The 16,095-nt window shown below is 60.7% G+C and carries 18 protein-coding genes and 1 pseudogene; 9 read left to right on the top strand and 10 right to left on the bottom strand.

Annotation, left to right across the window (positions count from 1 at the left end):
* Positions 1 to 9 precede the first annotated feature (9 nt).
* The 3 genes from BSF44_RS10005 (at position 10) to sutA (ending at position 2,412) form a co-directional block, all read left to right on the top strand.
* A complete protein-coding gene (locus BSF44_RS10005; protein WP_095943370.1) occupies positions 10 to 1,347 on the top strand; it encodes an ammonium transporter in 1,338 nt (445 codons plus the stop codon).
* Positions 1,348 to 1,561: 214 nt separating this feature from the next.
* Positions 1,562 to 1,987 (top strand): secondary thiamine-phosphate synthase enzyme YjbQ, encoded by a 426-nt coding sequence (locus tag BSF44_RS10000; protein WP_095943369.1) that lies wholly within the window; start codon positions 1,562 to 1,564, stop codon positions 1,985 to 1,987.
* 101 nt (positions 1,988 to 2,088) lie between these two features.
* Entirely contained in the window at positions 2,089 to 2,412 is a 324-nt protein-coding gene (gene sutA, locus BSF44_RS09995) for a transcriptional regulator SutA (RefSeq protein ID WP_095943368.1), read from the top strand.
* Positions 2,413 to 2,533: 121 nt separating this feature from the next.
* Here sutA and BSF44_RS09990 read toward each other — a convergent pair whose 3' ends face one another.
* Genes BSF44_RS09990 through BSF44_RS09965 form a run of 6 tightly spaced genes read right to left on the bottom strand, consistent with a single transcriptional unit; the run spans position 2,534 to position 7,150 of the window.
* Positions 2,534 to 3,241, bottom strand: a complete 708-nt coding sequence (locus tag BSF44_RS09990) for an HAD family hydrolase (RefSeq protein WP_095943367.1) — start codon at positions 3,239 to 3,241, stop codon at positions 2,534 to 2,536.
* Positions 3,238 to 4,137 (bottom strand): tyrosine recombinase XerC, encoded by a 900-nt coding sequence (gene xerC / locus BSF44_RS09985; protein WP_095943366.1) that lies wholly within the window; start codon positions 4,135 to 4,137, stop codon positions 3,238 to 3,240. The genes BSF44_RS09990 and xerC overlap by 4 nt, the downstream gene beginning before the upstream one ends.
* Positions 4,138 to 4,139: 2 nt before the next feature.
* On the bottom strand, positions 4,140 to 4,865 hold the full coding sequence (locus tag BSF44_RS09980) for a DUF484 family protein (protein ID WP_095943365.1): 726 nt from the start codon (positions 4,863 to 4,865) through the stop codon (positions 4,140 to 4,142).
* A 13-nt stretch (positions 4,866 to 4,878) separates the two neighbouring features.
* A complete protein-coding gene (gene dapF, locus BSF44_RS09975; protein WP_095943364.1) occupies positions 4,879 to 5,709 on the bottom strand; it encodes a diaminopimelate epimerase in 831 nt (276 codons plus the stop codon).
* 4 nt (positions 5,710 to 5,713) lie between these two features.
* Entirely contained in the window at positions 5,714 to 6,961 is a 1,248-nt protein-coding gene (gene lysA / locus BSF44_RS09970; RefSeq protein ID WP_095943363.1) for a diaminopimelate decarboxylase, read from the bottom strand.
* A gap of 12 nt (positions 6,962 to 6,973) precedes the next feature.
* Positions 6,974 to 7,150 (bottom strand): lipoprotein, encoded by a 177-nt coding sequence (locus tag BSF44_RS09965; RefSeq protein ID WP_007980804.1) that lies wholly within the window; start codon positions 7,148 to 7,150, stop codon positions 6,974 to 6,976.
* Positions 7,151 to 7,456: 306 nt separating this feature from the next.
* On the opposite strand from BSF44_RS09965, the gene cyaY reads away from it, so the two are divergent.
* The 3 genes from cyaY to rnk all read left to right on the top strand — a co-directional run bounded on the left by cyaY (position 7,457) and on the right by rnk (position 8,666).
* The gene (gene cyaY / locus BSF44_RS09960; RefSeq protein ID WP_008050853.1) at positions 7,457 to 7,789 is read left to right on the top strand and encodes an iron donor protein CyaY; all 333 of its coding nucleotides are present in this window, start codon (positions 7,457 to 7,459) and stop codon (positions 7,787 to 7,789) included.
* Between the two features lie 4 nt (positions 7,790 to 7,793).
* The gene (locus BSF44_RS09955) at positions 7,794 to 8,021 is read left to right on the top strand and encodes a DUF1289 domain-containing protein (protein ID WP_095943362.1); all 228 of its coding nucleotides are present in this window, start codon (positions 7,794 to 7,796) and stop codon (positions 8,019 to 8,021) included.
* Positions 8,022 to 8,255: 234 nt separating this feature from the next.
* Positions 8,256 to 8,666 (top strand): nucleoside diphosphate kinase regulator, encoded by a 411-nt coding sequence (gene rnk / locus BSF44_RS09950; RefSeq protein WP_095943361.1) that lies wholly within the window; start codon positions 8,256 to 8,258, stop codon positions 8,664 to 8,666.
* 6 nt (positions 8,667 to 8,672) lie between these two features.
* Here the strand turns inward: rnk and BSF44_RS09945 are convergent, their stop codons facing one another.
* The 3 genes from BSF44_RS09945 to BSF44_RS09935 form a co-directional block, all read right to left on the bottom strand.
* Entirely contained in the window at positions 8,673 to 11,516 is a 2,844-nt protein-coding gene (locus tag BSF44_RS09945; RefSeq protein WP_095943360.1) for a class I adenylate cyclase, read from the bottom strand.
* A gap of 194 nt (positions 11,517 to 11,710) precedes the next feature.
* The gene (locus BSF44_RS09940; RefSeq protein WP_007980796.1) at positions 11,711 to 11,956 is read right to left on the bottom strand and encodes a TIGR02647 family protein; all 246 of its coding nucleotides are present in this window, start codon (positions 11,954 to 11,956) and stop codon (positions 11,711 to 11,713) included.
* Between the two features lie 209 nt (positions 11,957 to 12,165).
* Positions 12,166 to 12,450, bottom strand: a complete 285-nt coding sequence (locus BSF44_RS09935) for a hypothetical protein (protein ID WP_046039010.1) — start codon at positions 12,448 to 12,450, stop codon at positions 12,166 to 12,168.
* 124 nt (positions 12,451 to 12,574) lie between these two features.
* Between BSF44_RS09935 and BSF44_RS09930 the strand changes: the two genes are divergently transcribed.
* The gene (locus tag BSF44_RS09930; protein ID WP_095943359.1) at positions 12,575 to 13,234 is read left to right on the top strand and encodes a glutathione S-transferase; all 660 of its coding nucleotides are present in this window, start codon (positions 12,575 to 12,577) and stop codon (positions 13,232 to 13,234) included.
* A gap of 108 nt (positions 13,235 to 13,342) precedes the next feature.
* Here BSF44_RS09930 and argH read toward each other — a convergent pair whose 3' ends face one another.
* Positions 13,343 to 14,737, bottom strand: coding sequence for an argininosuccinate lyase (argH, locus tag BSF44_RS09925; protein WP_008001478.1), 1,395 nt, complete (start codon positions 14,735 to 14,737; stop codon positions 13,343 to 13,345).
* A 348-nt stretch (positions 14,738 to 15,085) separates the two neighbouring features.
* On the opposite strand from argH, the pseudogene BSF44_RS31090 reads away from it, so the two are divergent.
* Positions 15,086 to 15,202 (top strand): annotated as a pseudogene (locus BSF44_RS31090) (sensor histidine kinase); the annotation flags it as partial.
* The gene (locus BSF44_RS09920) at positions 15,199 to 15,945 is read left to right on the top strand and encodes a LytTR family DNA-binding domain-containing protein (RefSeq protein ID WP_095943358.1); all 747 of its coding nucleotides are present in this window, start codon (positions 15,199 to 15,201) and stop codon (positions 15,943 to 15,945) included. The pseudogene BSF44_RS31090 and the gene BSF44_RS09920, both read left to right, overlap by 4 nt.
* Positions 15,946 to 16,095 lie beyond the last annotated feature (150 nt).

The following is a 16,095-nucleotide window of genomic DNA, read 5'->3' as shown; positions in this document are numbered from 1 at the left end:
GAAAACAATATGACTCTGCGTAAATTCGCAGGGCTAGGAGCCCTGTTGTCCATCGTAATGCCCAGCCTTGCTCTGGCGGCAGACGAAGTGGCGGCCCCAGTCCTCAACTCCGGCGACACCGCCTGGATGATGACCTCGACAGCCTTGGTGCTGTTCATGACCATTCCCGGCCTCGCGCTGTTCTACGGCGGCATGGTTCGGTCGAAAAACATTCTTTCCGTGATGATGCAGTGCTTCGCCATTACCGGTCTGATCAGCGTCCTGTGGGTCATCTATGGCTACAGCATCGCGTTCGATACCACGGGCATGGAGCAGGGCGTCGTCAACTTCAACTCCTTCTTCGGCGGCATGGGCAAGGCGTTCCTTGCCGGTATCACGCCAGCCAGCCTGACCGGCCCTGCGGCGCTGTTTCCCGAGGCGGTCTTCGTCACCTTCCAGATGACTTTCGCGATCATCACCCCGGCGCTGATTGTCGGTGCGTTCGCCGAGCGGATGAAGTTCTCCGCAATGCTGGTGTTCATGGGCATCTGGTTCACCCTGGTGTATGCGCCGATCGCGCACATGGTCTGGTCCGGCAACGGTGGCCTGATGTGGGACTGGGGCGTGCTCGATTTCGCTGGTGGCACCGTGGTGCACATCAACGCCGGTGTGGCTGGTCTGGTTGCCTGCCTTGTACTGGGCAAGCGCAAGGGCTTCCCGACCACGCCGATGGCGCCGCACAACCTCGGTTACACCCTGATGGGCGCGGCCATGCTGTGGGTCGGCTGGTTCGGTTTCAACGCCGGTTCCGCCGCTGCGGCCAACGGCACCGCCGGCATGGCGATGCTGGTGACTCAAATCGCTACCGCCGCTGCTGCGCTGGGCTGGATGTTTGCCGAGTGGCTCACCCACGGCAAACCTAGCGCACTGGGCATCGCTTCGGGCGTGGTTGCCGGTCTGGTGGCAATCACCCCGGCTGCCGGCACCGTTGGCCCGATGGGCGCGTTGGTTATCGGTCTGGCGGCTGGCGTGGTGTGCTTCTTCTGCGCCACCACCCTCAAGCGCAAGCTCGGCTATGACGATTCCCTGGACGCCTTCGGTGTGCACGGTATCGGCGGTATCCTCGGCGCAATCCTGACCGGTGTGTTCGCTGCTCCGTCCCTGGGTGGCTTCGGCACCGTGACCGACATCGCCGCACAAGTGTGGATTCAGTGCAAAGGCGTGGGCTTCACGGTGATCTACACCGCGATCGCTACCTACATCATCCTCAAGGTGCTGGATATGGTCATGGGCCTGCGCATCAACGAAGAAGAAGAAGCGGTCGGCATCGATCTGGCGCTTCACAACGAACGCGGCTACAACTTGTAAGCACGCGGATAAAAAACTTGCCCGGCTTGCCGGGCATTTTTTTGTCTGGAATTTGTCATTGAAGGCTGAGCTGAAAGGTTTTTTCCTACAGGTTTTACGATGTTTGCGTCAGGTGTTTTTGTGCGGCCAAAGGCTTACAGAATTGAAGGAATATTAGGGCCTTTGTTTTTTCCCAGAGCGCGCTAGAATGCGCCCCGAACGTGCGGAGAACTGTATGTGGCAACAGACTCTGATTACCTTGCGGGCGAGGCCCAGGGGCTTTCATCTGGTAACGGACGAATTACTCGCCGGCTTGCCTGAACTCAAGGCATGTCGGGTCGGTCTGTTGCATTTGTGGCTGCAGCATACCTCGGCGTCGTTGACCATCAACGAGAACGCCGATCCGGCGGTACGTCGCGACTTCGAACGATTTTTCAATCGTCTGATCCCACAAGGAACAGACGGCTATGAGCATAACGACGAAGGCCTGGACGACCTCCCGGCGCACTTCAAGGCCAGCGTACTTGGCTGTCAGCTCAGTTTGCCGGTTTCGGCAGGCCGGTTGGCGTTAGGGACCTGGCAAGGCGTTTATCTGGGCGAGCACCGTGATCATGGCGGTGCCCGTAAAGTCCTCGCCACCGTGCACGGTGAAGAGGCATAACCGCTGGTCAGCAGCGGCTGTTGAATTTTTTCCTGCAGCCTTCGACAGAGGGCAAAGCTGGGCTATAACTAATCTGCTTTTCGCAAGTCATGAGGTAGAACATGAGCGACGATGATCTGGAAAACGACGACCTCGAAGTAGGCGACGACGACGAAACCGAAGAAGGTCTGGAAGCAGCGGCGGAAGACGTCGCTGAAGACGACGGCGGTGATGCGCCGGCTCCGACCGCCAAAGGCAAGGCCAAGGCAGCGGTATCGGTCGATGAGCTGCCGAGTGTCGAAGCCAAGAACAAGGAACGCGATGCTCTCGCGCGGGCCATGGAGGAGTTTTTGGCCAAGGGCGGCAAGGTGCAGGAAGTGGAGGCCAATGTGGTCGCCGATCCGCCCAAGAAACCGGACAACAAGTACGGCAGCCGGCCTATCTGAGCCTGCTACCCGCTTGCTGAAAAAGCCCGCCGTCGCTGCGGGCTTTTTCATGCCTGAAACAAACTTCGGGTTGAGCACAGTTCTCTGTGGGAGCGGGCTTGCTCCCACATTGGTTTTTGTGTCAGCTCGAGGCTCTGTTCCAGCTCGCCAGCAATGCTGGCAAATCGGTCAGGCTGCGAATCTCCGCATCCGGCAGTCGTTCTGCTTCCCATATCTTGCCCGCCGGGTTGAACCAGATCGCCCGCATTCCCGCCTGCTGCGCACCGGCAATGTCATCGCCCGGATGATCGCCAATGTGCACCGCCGTTTCAGCGGTCGCGCCACCGCGCTGCAAGGCTTCCTGAAACAGTCGTGCGTCGGGTTTGGCAATGCCGATGTCTTCGGCGCACAGCGCAAACTTGAAGTAATCCGCCAGGCCCAGCCGACGCACATCGGCGTTGCCATTGGTGACCACGCCGAGGGCGTAATGGTTGGCGAGGATTTCCAGGGTCGGTTCGACTTCCGGAAACACTTCGATCTGATGGCGAGCGTGCAGAAACACTTCAAAGCTCTTGTCCGCCAGATCCGAGGCTTCGCCATGCCCATAACCGGACTCTTCCAGTGCATGGAACAGCACCCGTCGACGCAGGGCACTGATGCGGTGCTTGAGACCAGGCTCTTTGCTCAATACGCGCTCGCGAATGGCCCACAGATGCTCCACCGGCACTGCCCCCAGGTTGGGCGCGTGCTCGGTCAGCCATTCACGCAAAACGGCTTCGGCGCTGACGATGACGGGGGCGGTATCCCACAGGGTGTCGTCGAGGTCGAAGGTGATCAACTGAATGCTCATGAATCGTCGCCCTTAATGCGTTTGGCCCGTGGGTGGGCGCTGTCGTAGACCGTGGCCAGGTGCTGGAAGTCCAGGTGGGTGTAGATCTGCGTGGTCTTGATGTCCGAGTGGCCGAGCAGTTCCTGCACCGCGCGCAGATCCTGAGAGGACTCCAGCAAATGGCTGGCGAAGGAGTGCCGCAACATGTGCGGGTGCAGGTTCTGCCCCAGTTCGCGCTCGCCGGCAGCCTTGACCCGCACCTGGATCGCCCGGGGGCCGAGGCGGCGGCCTTGCTGGCTGACGAACACCGCATCGTCCGCGGGGTTGGCCATGGCCCGCAGTGGCAGCCACTGCTCCAGCGCTTCGCGAGCCTTTTGGCCCACCGGCAACAGTCGGGTCTTGCTGCCCTTGCCGAGTACCTGGACCATGCCGTCGGCCAGGTCCAGTTGATCGAGATTGAGTCCGGTCAGCTCCGACAGGCGCAGCCCTGAGGAATAGAACAGTTCCAGAATCGCCTGATCCCGGCGAGCGAGAAAGTCATCCTCCACACCACCTTCCAGCAGTTGCAGGGCGCGGTCGGTGTCGAGGGTTTTCGGCAGGCGGCGTTCGCCTTTGGGCGGTGCGAGGCCATTGGCCGGATCGTGGTCGCACAGGCCTTCGCGGTTCAGGTAGTGATAGAGCCCGCGAACGGCCGACAGCAATCGCGCCAGGCTGCGGGACGATTGGCCTTGGGCGTGCAGACGGGCAATCAGGCTGCGCAGGCGCTGGATGTCCAGCGCCGCCCAGCTGCCGATGTTCTGTTTGACGCACCAGACCAGCACTTTATCGAGGTCGCGACGGTAGGCCGACAGCGTGTGGGGCGACACCTGCCGCTCACTGCGCAGGTGTTCGCAGTAAGCGTCGAGTTGTCGTTCCATGTTCAGCGTACCGAGCGTAGAGAGTTATTGACCCGTGGCAGCACGCGGCCCATGACTTCAGCGATGTAGCTCAGGAACAAGGTGCCCACCGAGCTTTTGTAGTGCTGTGGATCACGGCTGGCGATGGCCAGGATGCCGTGGATGCCCTGGTGGCTGATGGCAACGACGGCGGTGGAACCGATCTGCTTGCGCTGTTCTTCGCCGAACAGGAAATCCAGCTCATGCTCGCGCAGGCTGCCGCTGACGCTTTTGTCTTCCGAGAGCAAACCGCCGATGGCCACTTGTGCTTCGGCGTGGGTGACCCAGCGGCCCACCGGCATGGCGTTGTCGCCGAGCAGGATGAGGCTGACGAAGGGCACCTGGAATTCCTGGCGCAGGCTGTCTTCGACGCACATCACCACGTCTTCCAGGCTGGCGGCATCCATCAATGCGAGGATCAGGCGACGGGTCTTTTCGAACAGCCGGTCGTTGTCCCGGGCCACGTCCATCAAATGCGACAGGCGATGACGCAGTTCAATGTTGCGGTCGCGCAGGATGGTCATCTGACGCTCCACCAGCGACACGGTATCGCCGCGCCGATGGGGAATGCGCAGGGACGGGAGCAGTTCTTCGTGCTCGACGAAGAAGTCCGGATGAGCCTCCAGGTACGCGGCAACAGCCGCCGCCTCGAGGCTTTCGGACGGTGACTCGTCAGTTTGTCGTGCGGGTACCTGAGGCTTGTCGGTCATGGGTTTCGCTCACTCAAAGACGCACTTGTCCTTCATATACGCGCACTGCCGGGCCGGTCATCATCACCGGTTGGCCAGGGCCTGCCCATTCGATGGACAAGCGCCCGCCAGGCAGGTCGATCAATAGCGGCGAATCCATCCACCCCTGGCTGATCGCGGCCACTGCGGCGGCACAGGCACCGGTTCCGCAAGCCTGGGTTTCCCCGGCTCCACGTTCCCAGACGCGCAACTGCGCGCGGTTGCGGTCGATGACCTGGAGAAAACCGACATTGACCCGTGCCGGGAAGCGCGGGTGATGTTCGATTTTCGGCCCCAGCTCATGCACCGGCGCGTTGTTGATATCACTGACCCGCAGCACGGCATGGGGGTTGCCCATGGACACGGCGGCCAGATCGACCGTGGTGCCGTCGACGTCGACTTGATAGCTCAAGGCCTGGCTCGGGGCTTCGAACGGAATCTCGGCCGGCACCAGGCGCGGGGCGCCCATGTTGACGCTGATCTGGCCGTCGCTACGAACGTCCAGTTCGATGATGCCGCTTTTGGTCTCGACGCGGATCTGCCGTTTTGCGGTCAGGCGCTTGTCGAGTACGAAGCGGGCAAAACAACGCGCACCGTTGCCGCATTGTTCCACTTCGGAACCGTCGGAGTTGAAGATCCGATAGCGGAAATCCACGTCCGGGTTGCTCGGCGCTTCGACGATCAGCAACTGGTCGAAACCGATGCCGGTGTGCCGATCGCCCCATTGCTTGGCATGCTTGGGCAGAATATGCGCGTGCTGGCTGACCAGGTCGAGGACCATGAAGTCATTGCCCAGGCCGTGCATCTTGGTAAAACGCAGCAGCATGGTTTTACTCCGGCAGCAGGCTTTCGCCAGCAAACAACTCGGCTACCGTTTCACGGCGACGCACTTCAAATGCCTGATCACCGTCCACCAACACTTCAGCGGCACGGCCGCGGGTATTGTAGTTGGAGCTCATGACAAACCCGTAGGCACCGGCCGAATGCACGGCCAGCAGGTCGCCTTCTTCCAGGGCCAGCTGACGATCCTTGGCCAGGAAGTCGCCGGTTTCGCAGATCGGGCCGACGATGTCGTAGGCGCGAGCGGCGCTGTTGCGCGGGCACACCGCGGTGACGTCCATCCAGGCTTGATACAGCGCCGGGCGGATCAGGTCGTTCATGGCCGCGTCGACGATGGCGAAGTCTTTGTGCTCAGTGTGCTTGAGGTACTCGACCTGGGTCAGCAACACACCGGCATTGGCGACGATGAAGCGGCCCGGCTCGAACACCAGCGCCAGGTCACGACCGTCGAGACGCTCGCGCACGGCCTTGATGTAGTCGGCAGCCAGTGGCGGCTCCTCGTCCTTGTAGCGCACGCCCAGGCCACCACCGAGATCGATGTGGCGCAGGTAGATACCGCAATCGCTCAGGCGGTCGACCAGGCCCAGCAGGCGGTCGAGGGCGTCGATGAACGGCGGCAGGGTGGTCAGTTGTGAGCCGATGTGGCAATCGACGCCGACCACTTCCAGGTTCGGCAGTTGCGCGGCACGCACGTATACGTCTTCGGCGTCGGCGATGGCGATGCCGAACTTGTTCTCTTTGAGACCGGTGGAAATGTACGGGTGGGTGCCGGCATCGACGTCCGGGTTCACGCGTAGCGAAATCGGCGCGCGAACGCCCAGTTCGGCGGCGACCACTTGCAGACGTTCCAGCTCATCGGTGGATTCGACGTTGAAGCAGTGCACGCCGACTTCCAGGGCACGACGCATGTCGTCACGGGTCTTGCCGACACCGGAAAACACGATCTTGTCAGCGGTGCCGCCAGCGGCCAGTACGCGTTCCAGTTCGCCACGGGAGACGATGTCGAAACCGGCGCCCAGGCGCGCCAGGACATTCAGTACACCCAGGTTGGAGTTGGCCTTTACAGCGAAGCACACCAGGTGCGGCATGCCGGCCAGTGCATCGGCGTAAGCCAGGTATTGCGCTTCGATGTGCGCGCGCGAGTAAACGTAGGTCGGTGTACCAAAGCGCTCGGCGATGGCAGACAGGGCAACACCTTCCGCGAACAGTTCACCGTCACGGTAGTTAAAAGCGTCCATGAGGTTCCCTTATTATTGGTAGACGTCGTGCTTGTGTGCTTTGGAGGCAGGCTGCTGCTGCGACGACTTGGCTTGCTCGACAGGGTCCTGGTCTTCATCGGGCAGGTACAGCGGGCCTTTTTGACCGCAGGCCGACACAAGGCAGGCAACCGCGAGGAGCGCAGCAAGGGAAGAGATCAGGCGCTTCATGGCGAAATCCTTGAAAATGCATTAATTGCGCCGGAGTATACCGGCCACCCGGCAGCTTGCCTATGCAACGGACCGCCCGTCCGGCGGGGCTTGGCTCGTGGCCGGCCGGTATCACGCAATCCCTGTGGGGCGAGCCTGCTCGCGAAGGCGTCGTGTCAGGCGACATCAATGTTGAATGTCAGTCCGCATTCGCGAGCAGGCTCGCTCCCACAAGGGGGGCCTCGGTTGTTATCCTTTGCAATCGACGGGGCTCAGTCGTATCTTGCGGCGCTTGAGCCTGATCAGACACTTTTTGAGGTTGCCGTAATGAGTTTGTCCGAAGCGCGTTTCCATGACCTTGTCGATGCCACCCAGCAAACCCTGGAGGACATCTTTGACGAGAGCGACCTGGATATCGACCTCGAAAGCTCGGCCGGTGTGCTGACCGTCAAGTTCGAGAACGGCAGCCAGTTGATCTTCAGTCGCCAGGAGCCGCTGCGTCAGCTGTGGCTGGCGGCGGTGTCCGGTGGTTTCCATTTCGACTACGACGAAGAAAGCGAGCGCTGGATGTGCGACAAGAGCGAAGAGCAGTTGGGTGAGATGCTTGAGCGTATCGTCCAGCAGCAGGCTGGTGTCGAGCTCGATTTCGAAGGCCTGTGAGATCGTGACCCAGCCTGCGCCTGTCCGTGCTCCCAAGCCGCTCTACAGCAACGTCAGCCCGGTGGTACCGTCGCCCTGCAGCGGTGTGTGCCGGCTGGACGAGCGGAAAGTCTGCCTGGGCTGTTTCCGTCACGTCGAAGACATTCGCGAATGGCGTTCGGCCGATGACGAACGTCGGCGGGTGATTTGTGCGCAGGCCGCCCGGCGAAAAGCCGCTACCCATCCCCTGTAGGAGCGAGCCTGCTCGCGATGGGCGTTAACGATGACGAGGGCTGTCTGGTTGAACGCGGCGCTTTAACGTTCTTCGCGAGCAGGCTCGCTCCCACAAAAAATGGCCTGGCTTGTATATTTTTTGAGCTGTGATAGTGTCCGGAAACGCCTCAACCCATCGAGGCTTGTGAAAACCCCGCCTTTTTCTGGCGGGGTTTTGCTTTTTTCGTGCAGAAGAAAGGAGTCTGCCCAGACCATGACCGCACCTTCCATCACCCTTACCCGTCTGGACGTTCAGCGTCTTGAGCGTCTGATCGACAGCCTGGACGAGACGCTGCCGGGCGTTATTGCGCTGCAAACCGAACTGGATCGCGCCGATACCCTGGTCGGCCACGATGAAGTGCCGGCGGATGTCGTGACCATGAATTCCCGTGTGCATTGCCGCGAAGAAGGCAGTGGCAAGGACTACCACCTGACCCTGGTGTATCCCAAGGATGCGAACGCCGACGAAGGCAAAGTCTCGATCCTTGCGCCGGTGGGCAGCGCGCTGCTCGGCCTGAAGGTTGGCCAGCACATCGATTGGCCGGCTCCGGGCGGCAAGACCCTGAAGCTGACGCTGCTGGAAGTCGAATCGCAGCCGGCCAATGGCGGCGCGTTCCCGGAGTGACACCCCTCAGACCTGATCGAGCGCCTCGTTCAATGCCAGCTCCAGGTCAGCTTTGAAGCGCAGGTACAGATGGGTGGAACTCTGCCCTTCACCGAGCAGGCCTGACAGGTCGAGGTCGGTGATGTAGCAGCGGTAGCGTTCGGTTTCCCGGCGCTGCCCGACGATTTCCCTGGCGACCACGCGGAACAACTGGTCGCCATGCTCCAGCTCGGAAAACTCCCGTTGATTGCAATACAACGTCACCTGCACCTGACCCGGTGCGGCTTTGCCGACGATCGCCTGCACGTCGTAGAACGGCTTGTTCACCGGCGTCTGCGGCACCGGCCGGGCTTCGATGCGGCGCGCCCGGCCAGGGCCTGACGGCAGCAACTGGCAATACAGGGTGTCGAGGTTCAGGGGGTGGGCCGCGTCCATTGGCATCAGGGCATCGCGACGGTACTGGATCGATTGCAGGAAACGCTGCAGCGGCACCAGCAGGCTTTGCTCGTCGTGCCAGGGCAGGCGTTGCTGCCACAGGGCATTGAACTCATCGAGCACGTACAGATCGGCCTGATCTTCGTTGACCCGGTAGAACACTTGGATGCAGTTCGGCTGGCCCGTTGGCAGGAACAGCGCGAGATCGTGGTCTTCCAAAGCCTTTGGGTCCAGGTGAAGCGGGCTGTAGCTCGCCATTTCCTTGCCCAGGTAATCGATCAGTGCCGGCAGAGTGGCTAGCGCGATGTGCTGGACCTGGCCCGGCACCAACTCCAGAACGTGGTAGTGCTGCTGGACCTGGATCAGGTAGCGATGGTTGAGCCGGCTCAGCAGCAGGTTCTGCGCGGTATCGAGGATTTCTTCCACCCGTTGGGCAATGAACTGCGCGCGGTTATGGCAGAAGCAGCGCACCCTCAGCTTCGGCTGTTGCGGCCCGGCGGGCAGATTGTTGAGGTAGTCGCGGATGCAGTCGAGCAGGGCATGGGGGCCGTCGTAGCGGCCGACCAGCACTTCGTTCCAGCTGTTGAGCGTGACCTGGTCCAGGGTCAGCACCAGATTTTCCCGGACACCTGCGTAGCTCAGGGAGTCGGTGCGCTCGGTGGTCATGAGGATGTTAAGGTCGCGATGGTGCTTGAGCGGATCGATGCCGACATTCACCAGGATCAGCACTTCACTCGGCACGCTGGCGCGCAACAGAGGTTCCTCGGCGACGGTGGGCAAGGGCAGGGCGATAGTCTGTTGCAGGCTGCCGAGCAGGTTGAACAGTTCGAATTCGCTCAAGTCGCTGGTGCCGGGGTGCAGGGCCAGGCGGGTGCTGCTGTCGATCACGCCATTGCGGTGGCACCAGGTCAGCAGCTCGAGCAAGTGACGGCTGCGTTTGATCGGCGCGAAATGCTCCCATTCCAGTGCCGTCAGGCTGCCGTTGTACAAGCCCCACTGGCTTTGCCCCGGTTCTTTCTTGTTCGGTGCGTGCACCAGTGTCAGGGTGTCTTCAGCCAGGTCCGGGGCGATGCCGGGGTTGATGAATTCGACTTTGCCGGCCTTGCGCTCGAAAGCGGCGTACAGGCGACGGCCGAGGACACTCAGGTCGCGCTTGTTGATGCGGCTGACCGTTTGTTCGTGACGGGCAAACTGGGTGAGGAAGCGGTAGCTGTAGTTCAGCTCGTTGACCAGTGCCCGTCGCTCGGAGCTGACCTGACGGACTTTCCACTGGCTGCGACTGTCGAGCAGAGTCAGTTGGCGCTGGTCCCAGTGCCATTCATGGGCCAGGCGTTCGAGCAAAGAGCGCTGCCAGCTCTGGGTGCGGCTGTTGCCGGTGAGTTTGCGATTGACCTTCAGGTACAGCGCGCGACGTACCAGTTCCAGGCGTTCCGGTTCGTTGCGGGCGATCAGGTATTCCTCGATACGCCGGTACACCACGACATACGGATCCAGTTCGTCGAGGTCGAGCTGGTTGGCGAACACCGCTTGCTTGAAGCGCAGGCTCAGGCAATAGACCCTGGGGTGTTCACTGGCGTAAACCTCGGTCAGCAGCAGCTTGAGTACCGACTTGTAGGGCGACTCGATGCCCTTGAACAATTGCCAGAGCCCGGCACCGACAAATTCGCCGGGCGGGATGTAGGCCAGGTTGCCGAGGTCGAGGGTTTCATCGGCACGGATGAAACGCTTGGAAATCAGGGTATGGGTGTAGCGGTCGTAGCTCGACTCTTCGTAGACCGGCACCAGCCACCAGATCGGTGTGCGCCCGGCCAGCCAGATCGCGGTGCGGTAAAACTCGTCCAGCAACAGGTAGTGCTGGGTGGTGCCGCAATCTTCCGAACTCAGCTGGGTATCGCGCTCGCCGCGGACGAAACGGCTCGGGTCGATCAGGAAGAAATGCGCTTCGGCGCCCTGGCTGGTGGCCCAGGCTTCCAGCAACTGGCATTTCTTGCGCAGCTCGGCAAGTTCGTTCTCGGTCAGGTCCGGCCCATGGCAGACCCACACATCCATGTCGCTCTGGTCGGCCTGCGCCAGGGTGCCGAGGCTGCCCATCAGGAACAGTCCGTGAATCGGCCTTGGCGGGTTGCTGCCGTGGCGCGGCTTGTAGGAGAACGAGCGGGTCAGGCGCTGGGCTTCGGCGAGGACATTGGCATCCGGTTCGAAATTCGACAGCCCGGCCGGCGTACTGCCGGAAACGTAGCCGGGCAACAGCGGATGGTTAACGTGGAAAAACAGCGGCAGCAAGGTCAGGACCCCTTGCTGGCGGGTCGACAACCCTTCCATGGCGCGAGCCATGCGTCCTTCGTTGAGTTTCAGAAAGCGTGCGCGCAGCTGGCTGAGAACCTTGCGATCGATTCCCTCGTCCAGATCAGGGCGGATTTCGTGGGTGCGCGTCATGTCAGCTCAAACCGGCTCGCAGGGCTCGGACGTGGGGCTCTTCGGATGAGGGGCAGTTTAGCGCCTTGAGGCGAGGACTTTTAAGCTGATTTTGTTTTTCTGGCGTCAGATTTCTAACGGCTTGAGGCAGGCATCAGGGGAATGTGCCCGCGGAAATCCCTGGATCGGGGTCTCCGTGGGCGATGCGGCAGAATTCAGGCTGTTACTTCGGCGTTAAGAATGGTCAGCACGGATTGCACATTTTGCGCGGCGTCACGACCCAGGCTGGTCAGGTAACCGCCATCAGGCTGGTCGGTCAGTTCTTTTTCAAAGAGGCGTTTGGCGGCGGCGATGTGTTTCGGGGCAGCGGTCTGATGAATTTTCAGACCTTCCTGGGAACTGTCCAGGTTGAAGAGTGCGAGGACTTCCAGTTCGGCAACCAACTCAGGGGTAAGCGACATAAGGACTCCAGACTTTCTAGGAATTGGACGACAGCGCCCCTAAGGTGAGCCCACTTGCGCGGCATGTCCAGTGCTCGCGACAGGGTTTTTTGCCTCTGTAGGAGCGAGCTTGCTCGCGAAGATCGTCAACGATGACGCGTAAACCAGATGCCCCGTGGCGCTCTCGGGTTTTTCGCGAGCAAGCTCGCTCCTACAGGGAGGGCGTGGATTTACTGCTTTTCCGGCGGCAACTCGGGCAATGCGCGCAGGGCAGCTTCGTACCATTCGGTGTTAAACGCGCGGTCTTCTTCGAGAATCGCGTCGATTTCGACCGCCAAAACGTGAGCCATCAGGTTAAGAATTTCTTCGCGTTCGTAACCCACCAGCGTCAGCTTGTTGAACGTCGCCTTGGCAGCCGGCGGGTTGTCGCTTTCGATCTGGTTTTCGATGGCCTGGATCAGGGTACTTTCGGCGAACTCTTCTTCGTCGTTGTCGATATCGGTTGGCTCGCTCATGGCAGGCTCCTCAGGGAAAGGCGGCCAGTTTACCCGCATTCACCTGCATGTTGCTGCTGGCAGGAACGCCTTGAGCGTTCTATAAACAGACACCGCCCACCCCGCACGGCCTGGAGGCTTTGTGATGTTTAAACTTTATGGATTTTGCGTCAGCAACTACTACAACATGGTCAAACTGGCGTTGCTGGAAAAAGGCCTGACGTTCGAGGAGGTCATGTTCGTCCCGACCCAGACCCCGGAGTCATTGGCGATCAGCCCGCGAGGCAAGGTCCCGGTGCTGGGCGTCGAGCAGGGCTACATTAACGAAACCAGTGTGATTCTCGAGTACATCGAACAAGCCCAAAAGGGCAAGCCGCTGTTGTCGAGTGAGCCGTTCGAGCGCGCGCAGGTGCTGGCGTTGGCCAAGGAAATCGAGCTGTACATCGAACTGCCGGCGCGTGCCTGCTTCCCGGAAGCATTTTTTGGCATGACGGTGCCGGAGGCGATCAAGGAAAAGAGCAAGGCTGAGTTGCTACTGGGGTTTGCCTCCCTGGCCAGGCACGGCAAATTCGCCCCTTATGTGGCTGGAGAAAGCTTGAGCATTGCCGACCTGTACTTCCAGTACAGCGTTTCACTGGCCAGTGCGGTCGGGCAGAAGGTGTTCGGGATTGATCTGTTGGCAGAAATGCCAGCGGCCAAGGCGTTGCTGGAGCGTCTGGGACAGAACCCCAACGTTCAGCGAATTGCGCTGGACAGAGAGGCGGCGATGCCAGCGTTCATGGCGATGGTCGCGGCCAGGAAGTAGTTCTGTGGTGTTCTGAAGTCAGTCATCGCGAGCAGGCTCGCACACAGGGTTAGATGTGCGAACACATATCCAATGTTGGAGCGAGCCTGCTTGCGATGCTTTTGGCTTTTAGCGGCTGGCGAGCAACGCCTGGCCGCGAGCCACGGCAGCCTTCACCTGCGCCGGCGCGGTGCCGCCGATGTGGTTGCGGGCATTGACCGAGCCTTCCAGGGTCAGTACGGCGAACACGTCCTGGTCGATCTGGTCGCTGAACTTGCGCAGTTCTTCCAGGCTCATTTCCGCCAGGTCCTTGCCGCTGTCCACGCCGTACTTCACGGCATGGCCGACGATTTCGTGGCAATCACGGAATGGCAGGCCGCGACGCACCAGATAGTCGGCCAGGTCGGTGGCGGTAGAGAAGCCGCGCAGGGCCGCTTCGCGCATCATCGCGTGCTTGGGCTTGATCGCCGGCACCATGTCGGCAAAGGCCCGCAGCGAGTCGCGCAGGGTGTCGGCAGCGTCGAACAGCGGTTCCTTGTCTTCCTGGTTGTCCTTGTTGTAGGCCAGAGGCTGGCCTTTCATCAGGGTCAGCAAGCCCATCAGCGCGCCGAATACGCGACCGGTCTTGCCACGCACGAGCTCCGGCACGTCCGGGTTTTTCTTTTGCGGCATGATCGAGCTGCCGGTGCAGAAACGGTCGGGCAGATCGATGAACTGGAACTGCGCGCTGGTCCACAGCACCAGCTCTTCGGAGAATCGCGACAGGTGCATCATCGCGATACTGGCCGCCGAGCAGAATTCGATGGCGAAATCACGATCGGAGACGTTGTCCAGCGAATTGCCGCCAACCGCGTCGAAACCCAGGAGTTGGGCGGTGTATTCGCGATCGATCGGGTAGGTGGTGCCGGCCAGCGCCGCGCTGCCCAGCGGCATGCGATTGGTGCGCTTGCGGCAATCGACCAGGCGTTCGTAGTCGCGGCTGAGCATTTCGAACCAGGCCAGCATGTGGTGCCCGAACGTCACCGGCTGTGCGGTCTGCAGGTGGGTGAACCCCGGCATGATGCTGGCGGCTTCGCGCTCGGCCTGTTCCAGCAGGCCTTTTTGCAGGCGGGTGATTTCGGCCAGGATCAGGTCGATCTCGTCACGCAGCCACAGACGGATGTCGGTGGCAACCTGATCGTTACGGCTGCGGCCGGTGTGCAGCTTTTTACCGGTCACGCCGATGCGGTCGGTCAGGCGTGCCTCGATGTTCATGTGAACGTCTTCGAGGTCGATGCGCCAGTCGAACTGGCCGGCCTCGATTTCACCCTGGATAGTGTTCAGGCCATCGATGATGCTGTCGCGCTCGGCATCGGTCAGTACGCCGACCTTGGCCAGCATGGTGGCGTGGGCGATCGAGCCCATGATGTCGTGGCGATACAGGCGCTGGTCGAAGGTGACGGAGGCGGTGAAGCGGGCGACGAAGGCGTCGACGGGTTCACTGAAGCGGCCGCCCCAGGACTGATTGGTCTTGTCAGTGCTCATGAATTCGCTCGTATCGGCTTGAAGTAAGAAGGCGTGGAACGCTGGCGCGGATAATAACAGGGTTGCCAATCCTGTCGCTGACACTGGTCGATACGTTTTTTGGGGGGGCGAGAGCCCGGGCTCGGACAATATTCGCGCATTTTTGCCGAACGATATTTTCCAATTGAGCAATATCGTCCCGGCAACCGTCTACAGTTGGACAGTAGGACCAGCGCACTTCTCGGTGCAGCCGCTGGCTATAAGAAGAGTGGGGTGTTCATATTGCGTATCAGCAAACCCTGTGGCGATGCATCGCCAACGCGGGCCTGGGCCGCCAATCGCCCGGCAGATGAAAATTTAGCCGCCGGACCAACGGCACTTTTTGGCGCTCGCGCTAGTCTTAGCGTGGATCGCGGTGACGGACGTCACTTCACCTGTCTACGCTATCCTTGTGCGAGACTCACGCAGGAATCCAGCGCAATATGAATGTCCTGATCGTTGATGACGAACCCTTGGCCCGCGAGCGCCTGAGCCGAATGGTTGGCGAACTCGAGGGGTACAGTGTCCTGGAGCCTAGTGCCACGAATGGCGAAGAGGCGTTGGCACTGATCGACAGCCACAAGCCGGATATCGTGCTGCTCGATATCCGCATGCCCGGCCTGGATGGCCTGCAAGTGGCTGCTCGGTTGTGTGAACGCGAAACTCCCCCCGCCGTGGTGTTCTGCGCCGGGCCCGATGAATTTGCCGTGGAAGCCTTACAGGCCAGCGCCGTAGGCTATCTGGTGAAACCTGTGAGAACTGAACAATTACATGAAGCATTAAAGAGAGCCGAGCGCCCCAATCGTGCCCAGCTCGGCGCCCTGACCCGCCCCGCTGCCGAAAGCGGCAACGGCCCGCGCAGCCATATCAGCGCCCGGACCCGTAAAGGGATCGAGCTGATTCCGCTGGATCAGGTGGTGTATTTCATTGCCGACCACAAATACGTGACCTTGCGCCACGAAAGCGGCGAAGTACTGCTCGATGAGCCGCTCAAGGCCCTCGAAGATGAATTCGGTGACCGTTTCGTGCGTATCCATCGCAATGCACTGGTCGCCCGTGAGCGTATCGAGCGATTGCAACGCACACCCCTGGGGCATTTTCAGCTATTCCTAAAAGGCCTCAACGGTGATGCGCTGATCGTCAGCCGTCGTCATGTGGCTGGGGTACGCAAAATGATGCAACAGCTTTAAACAGCTGTTCGCAGGCCAATTTTACACCCGATTGCCGGACATCCGGGGCCAGGGAGGCCGAGTAGTATCTGATACAAGTCAAAGTGGATTTGGCTGAGCTGTTATTATCCGTCATATCTATTCAGTACGGATTGATCCATGTCCTCTCGC

It is taken from the genome of Pseudomonas sp. ACN8 (genome assembly GCF_002303925.1).
Taxonomy (GTDB): domain Bacteria; phylum Pseudomonadota; class Gammaproteobacteria; order Pseudomonadales; family Pseudomonadaceae; genus Aquipseudomonas.
The sequence above is the reverse complement of the archived record's forward strand: the minus strand, read 5'-3'. Positions and strand labels throughout refer to the sequence as shown.

Bases quoted from the DNA above. Each gene is read 5' to 3' on its own strand.
- BSF44_RS09990 (WP_095943367.1), bottom strand. From the start codon at position 3,241: ATGAGCATTCAGTTGATCACCTTCGACCTCGACGACACCCTGTGGGAT.
- BSF44_RS09940 (WP_007980796.1), bottom strand. From the start codon at position 11,956: ATGTCGCTTACCCCTGAGTTGGTTGCCGAACTGGAAGTCCTCGCACTC.
- sutA (WP_095943368.1), top strand. From the start codon at position 2,089: ATGAGCGACGATGATCTGGAAAACGACGACCTCGAAGTAGGCGACGAC.
- rnk (WP_095943361.1), top strand. From the start codon at position 8,256: ATGACCGCACCTTCCATCACCCTTACCCGTCTGGACGTTCAGCGTCTT.
- BSF44_RS10005 (WP_095943370.1), top strand. From the start codon at position 10: ATGACTCTGCGTAAATTCGCAGGGCTAGGAGCCCTGTTGTCCATCGTA.
- dapF (WP_095943364.1), bottom strand. From the start codon at position 5,709: ATGCTGCTGCGTTTTACCAAGATGCACGGCCTGGGCAATGACTTCATG.
- BSF44_RS09980 (WP_095943365.1), bottom strand. From the start codon at position 4,865: ATGACCGACAAGCCTCAGGTACCCGCACGACAAACTGACGAGTCACCG.
- BSF44_RS09920 (WP_095943358.1), top strand. From the start codon at position 15,199: ATGAATGTCCTGATCGTTGATGACGAACCCTTGGCCCGCGAGCGCCTG.
- lysA (WP_095943363.1), bottom strand. From the start codon at position 6,961: ATGGACGCTTTTAACTACCGTGACGGTGAACTGTTCGCGGAAGGTGTT.
- xerC (WP_095943366.1), bottom strand. From the start codon at position 4,137: ATGGAACGACAACTCGACGCTTACTGCGAACACCTGCGCAGTGAGCGG.
- BSF44_RS09945 (WP_095943360.1), bottom strand. From the start codon at position 11,516: ATGACGCGCACCCACGAAATCCGCCCTGATCTGGACGAGGGAATCGAT.
- argH (WP_008001478.1), bottom strand. From the start codon at position 14,737: ATGAGCACTGACAAGACCAATCAGTCCTGGGGCGGCCGCTTCAGTGAA.
- BSF44_RS09965 (WP_007980804.1), bottom strand. From the start codon at position 7,150: ATGAAGCGCCTGATCTCTTCCCTTGCTGCGCTCCTCGCGGTTGCCTGC.
- BSF44_RS09930 (WP_095943359.1), top strand. From the start codon at position 12,575: ATGTTTAAACTTTATGGATTTTGCGTCAGCAACTACTACAACATGGTC.
- BSF44_RS09935 (WP_046039010.1), bottom strand. From the start codon at position 12,450: ATGAGCGAGCCAACCGATATCGACAACGACGAAGAAGAGTTCGCCGAA.
- cyaY (WP_008050853.1), top strand. From the start codon at position 7,457: ATGAGTTTGTCCGAAGCGCGTTTCCATGACCTTGTCGATGCCACCCAG.
- BSF44_RS10000 (WP_095943369.1), top strand. From the start codon at position 1,562: ATGTGGCAACAGACTCTGATTACCTTGCGGGCGAGGCCCAGGGGCTTT.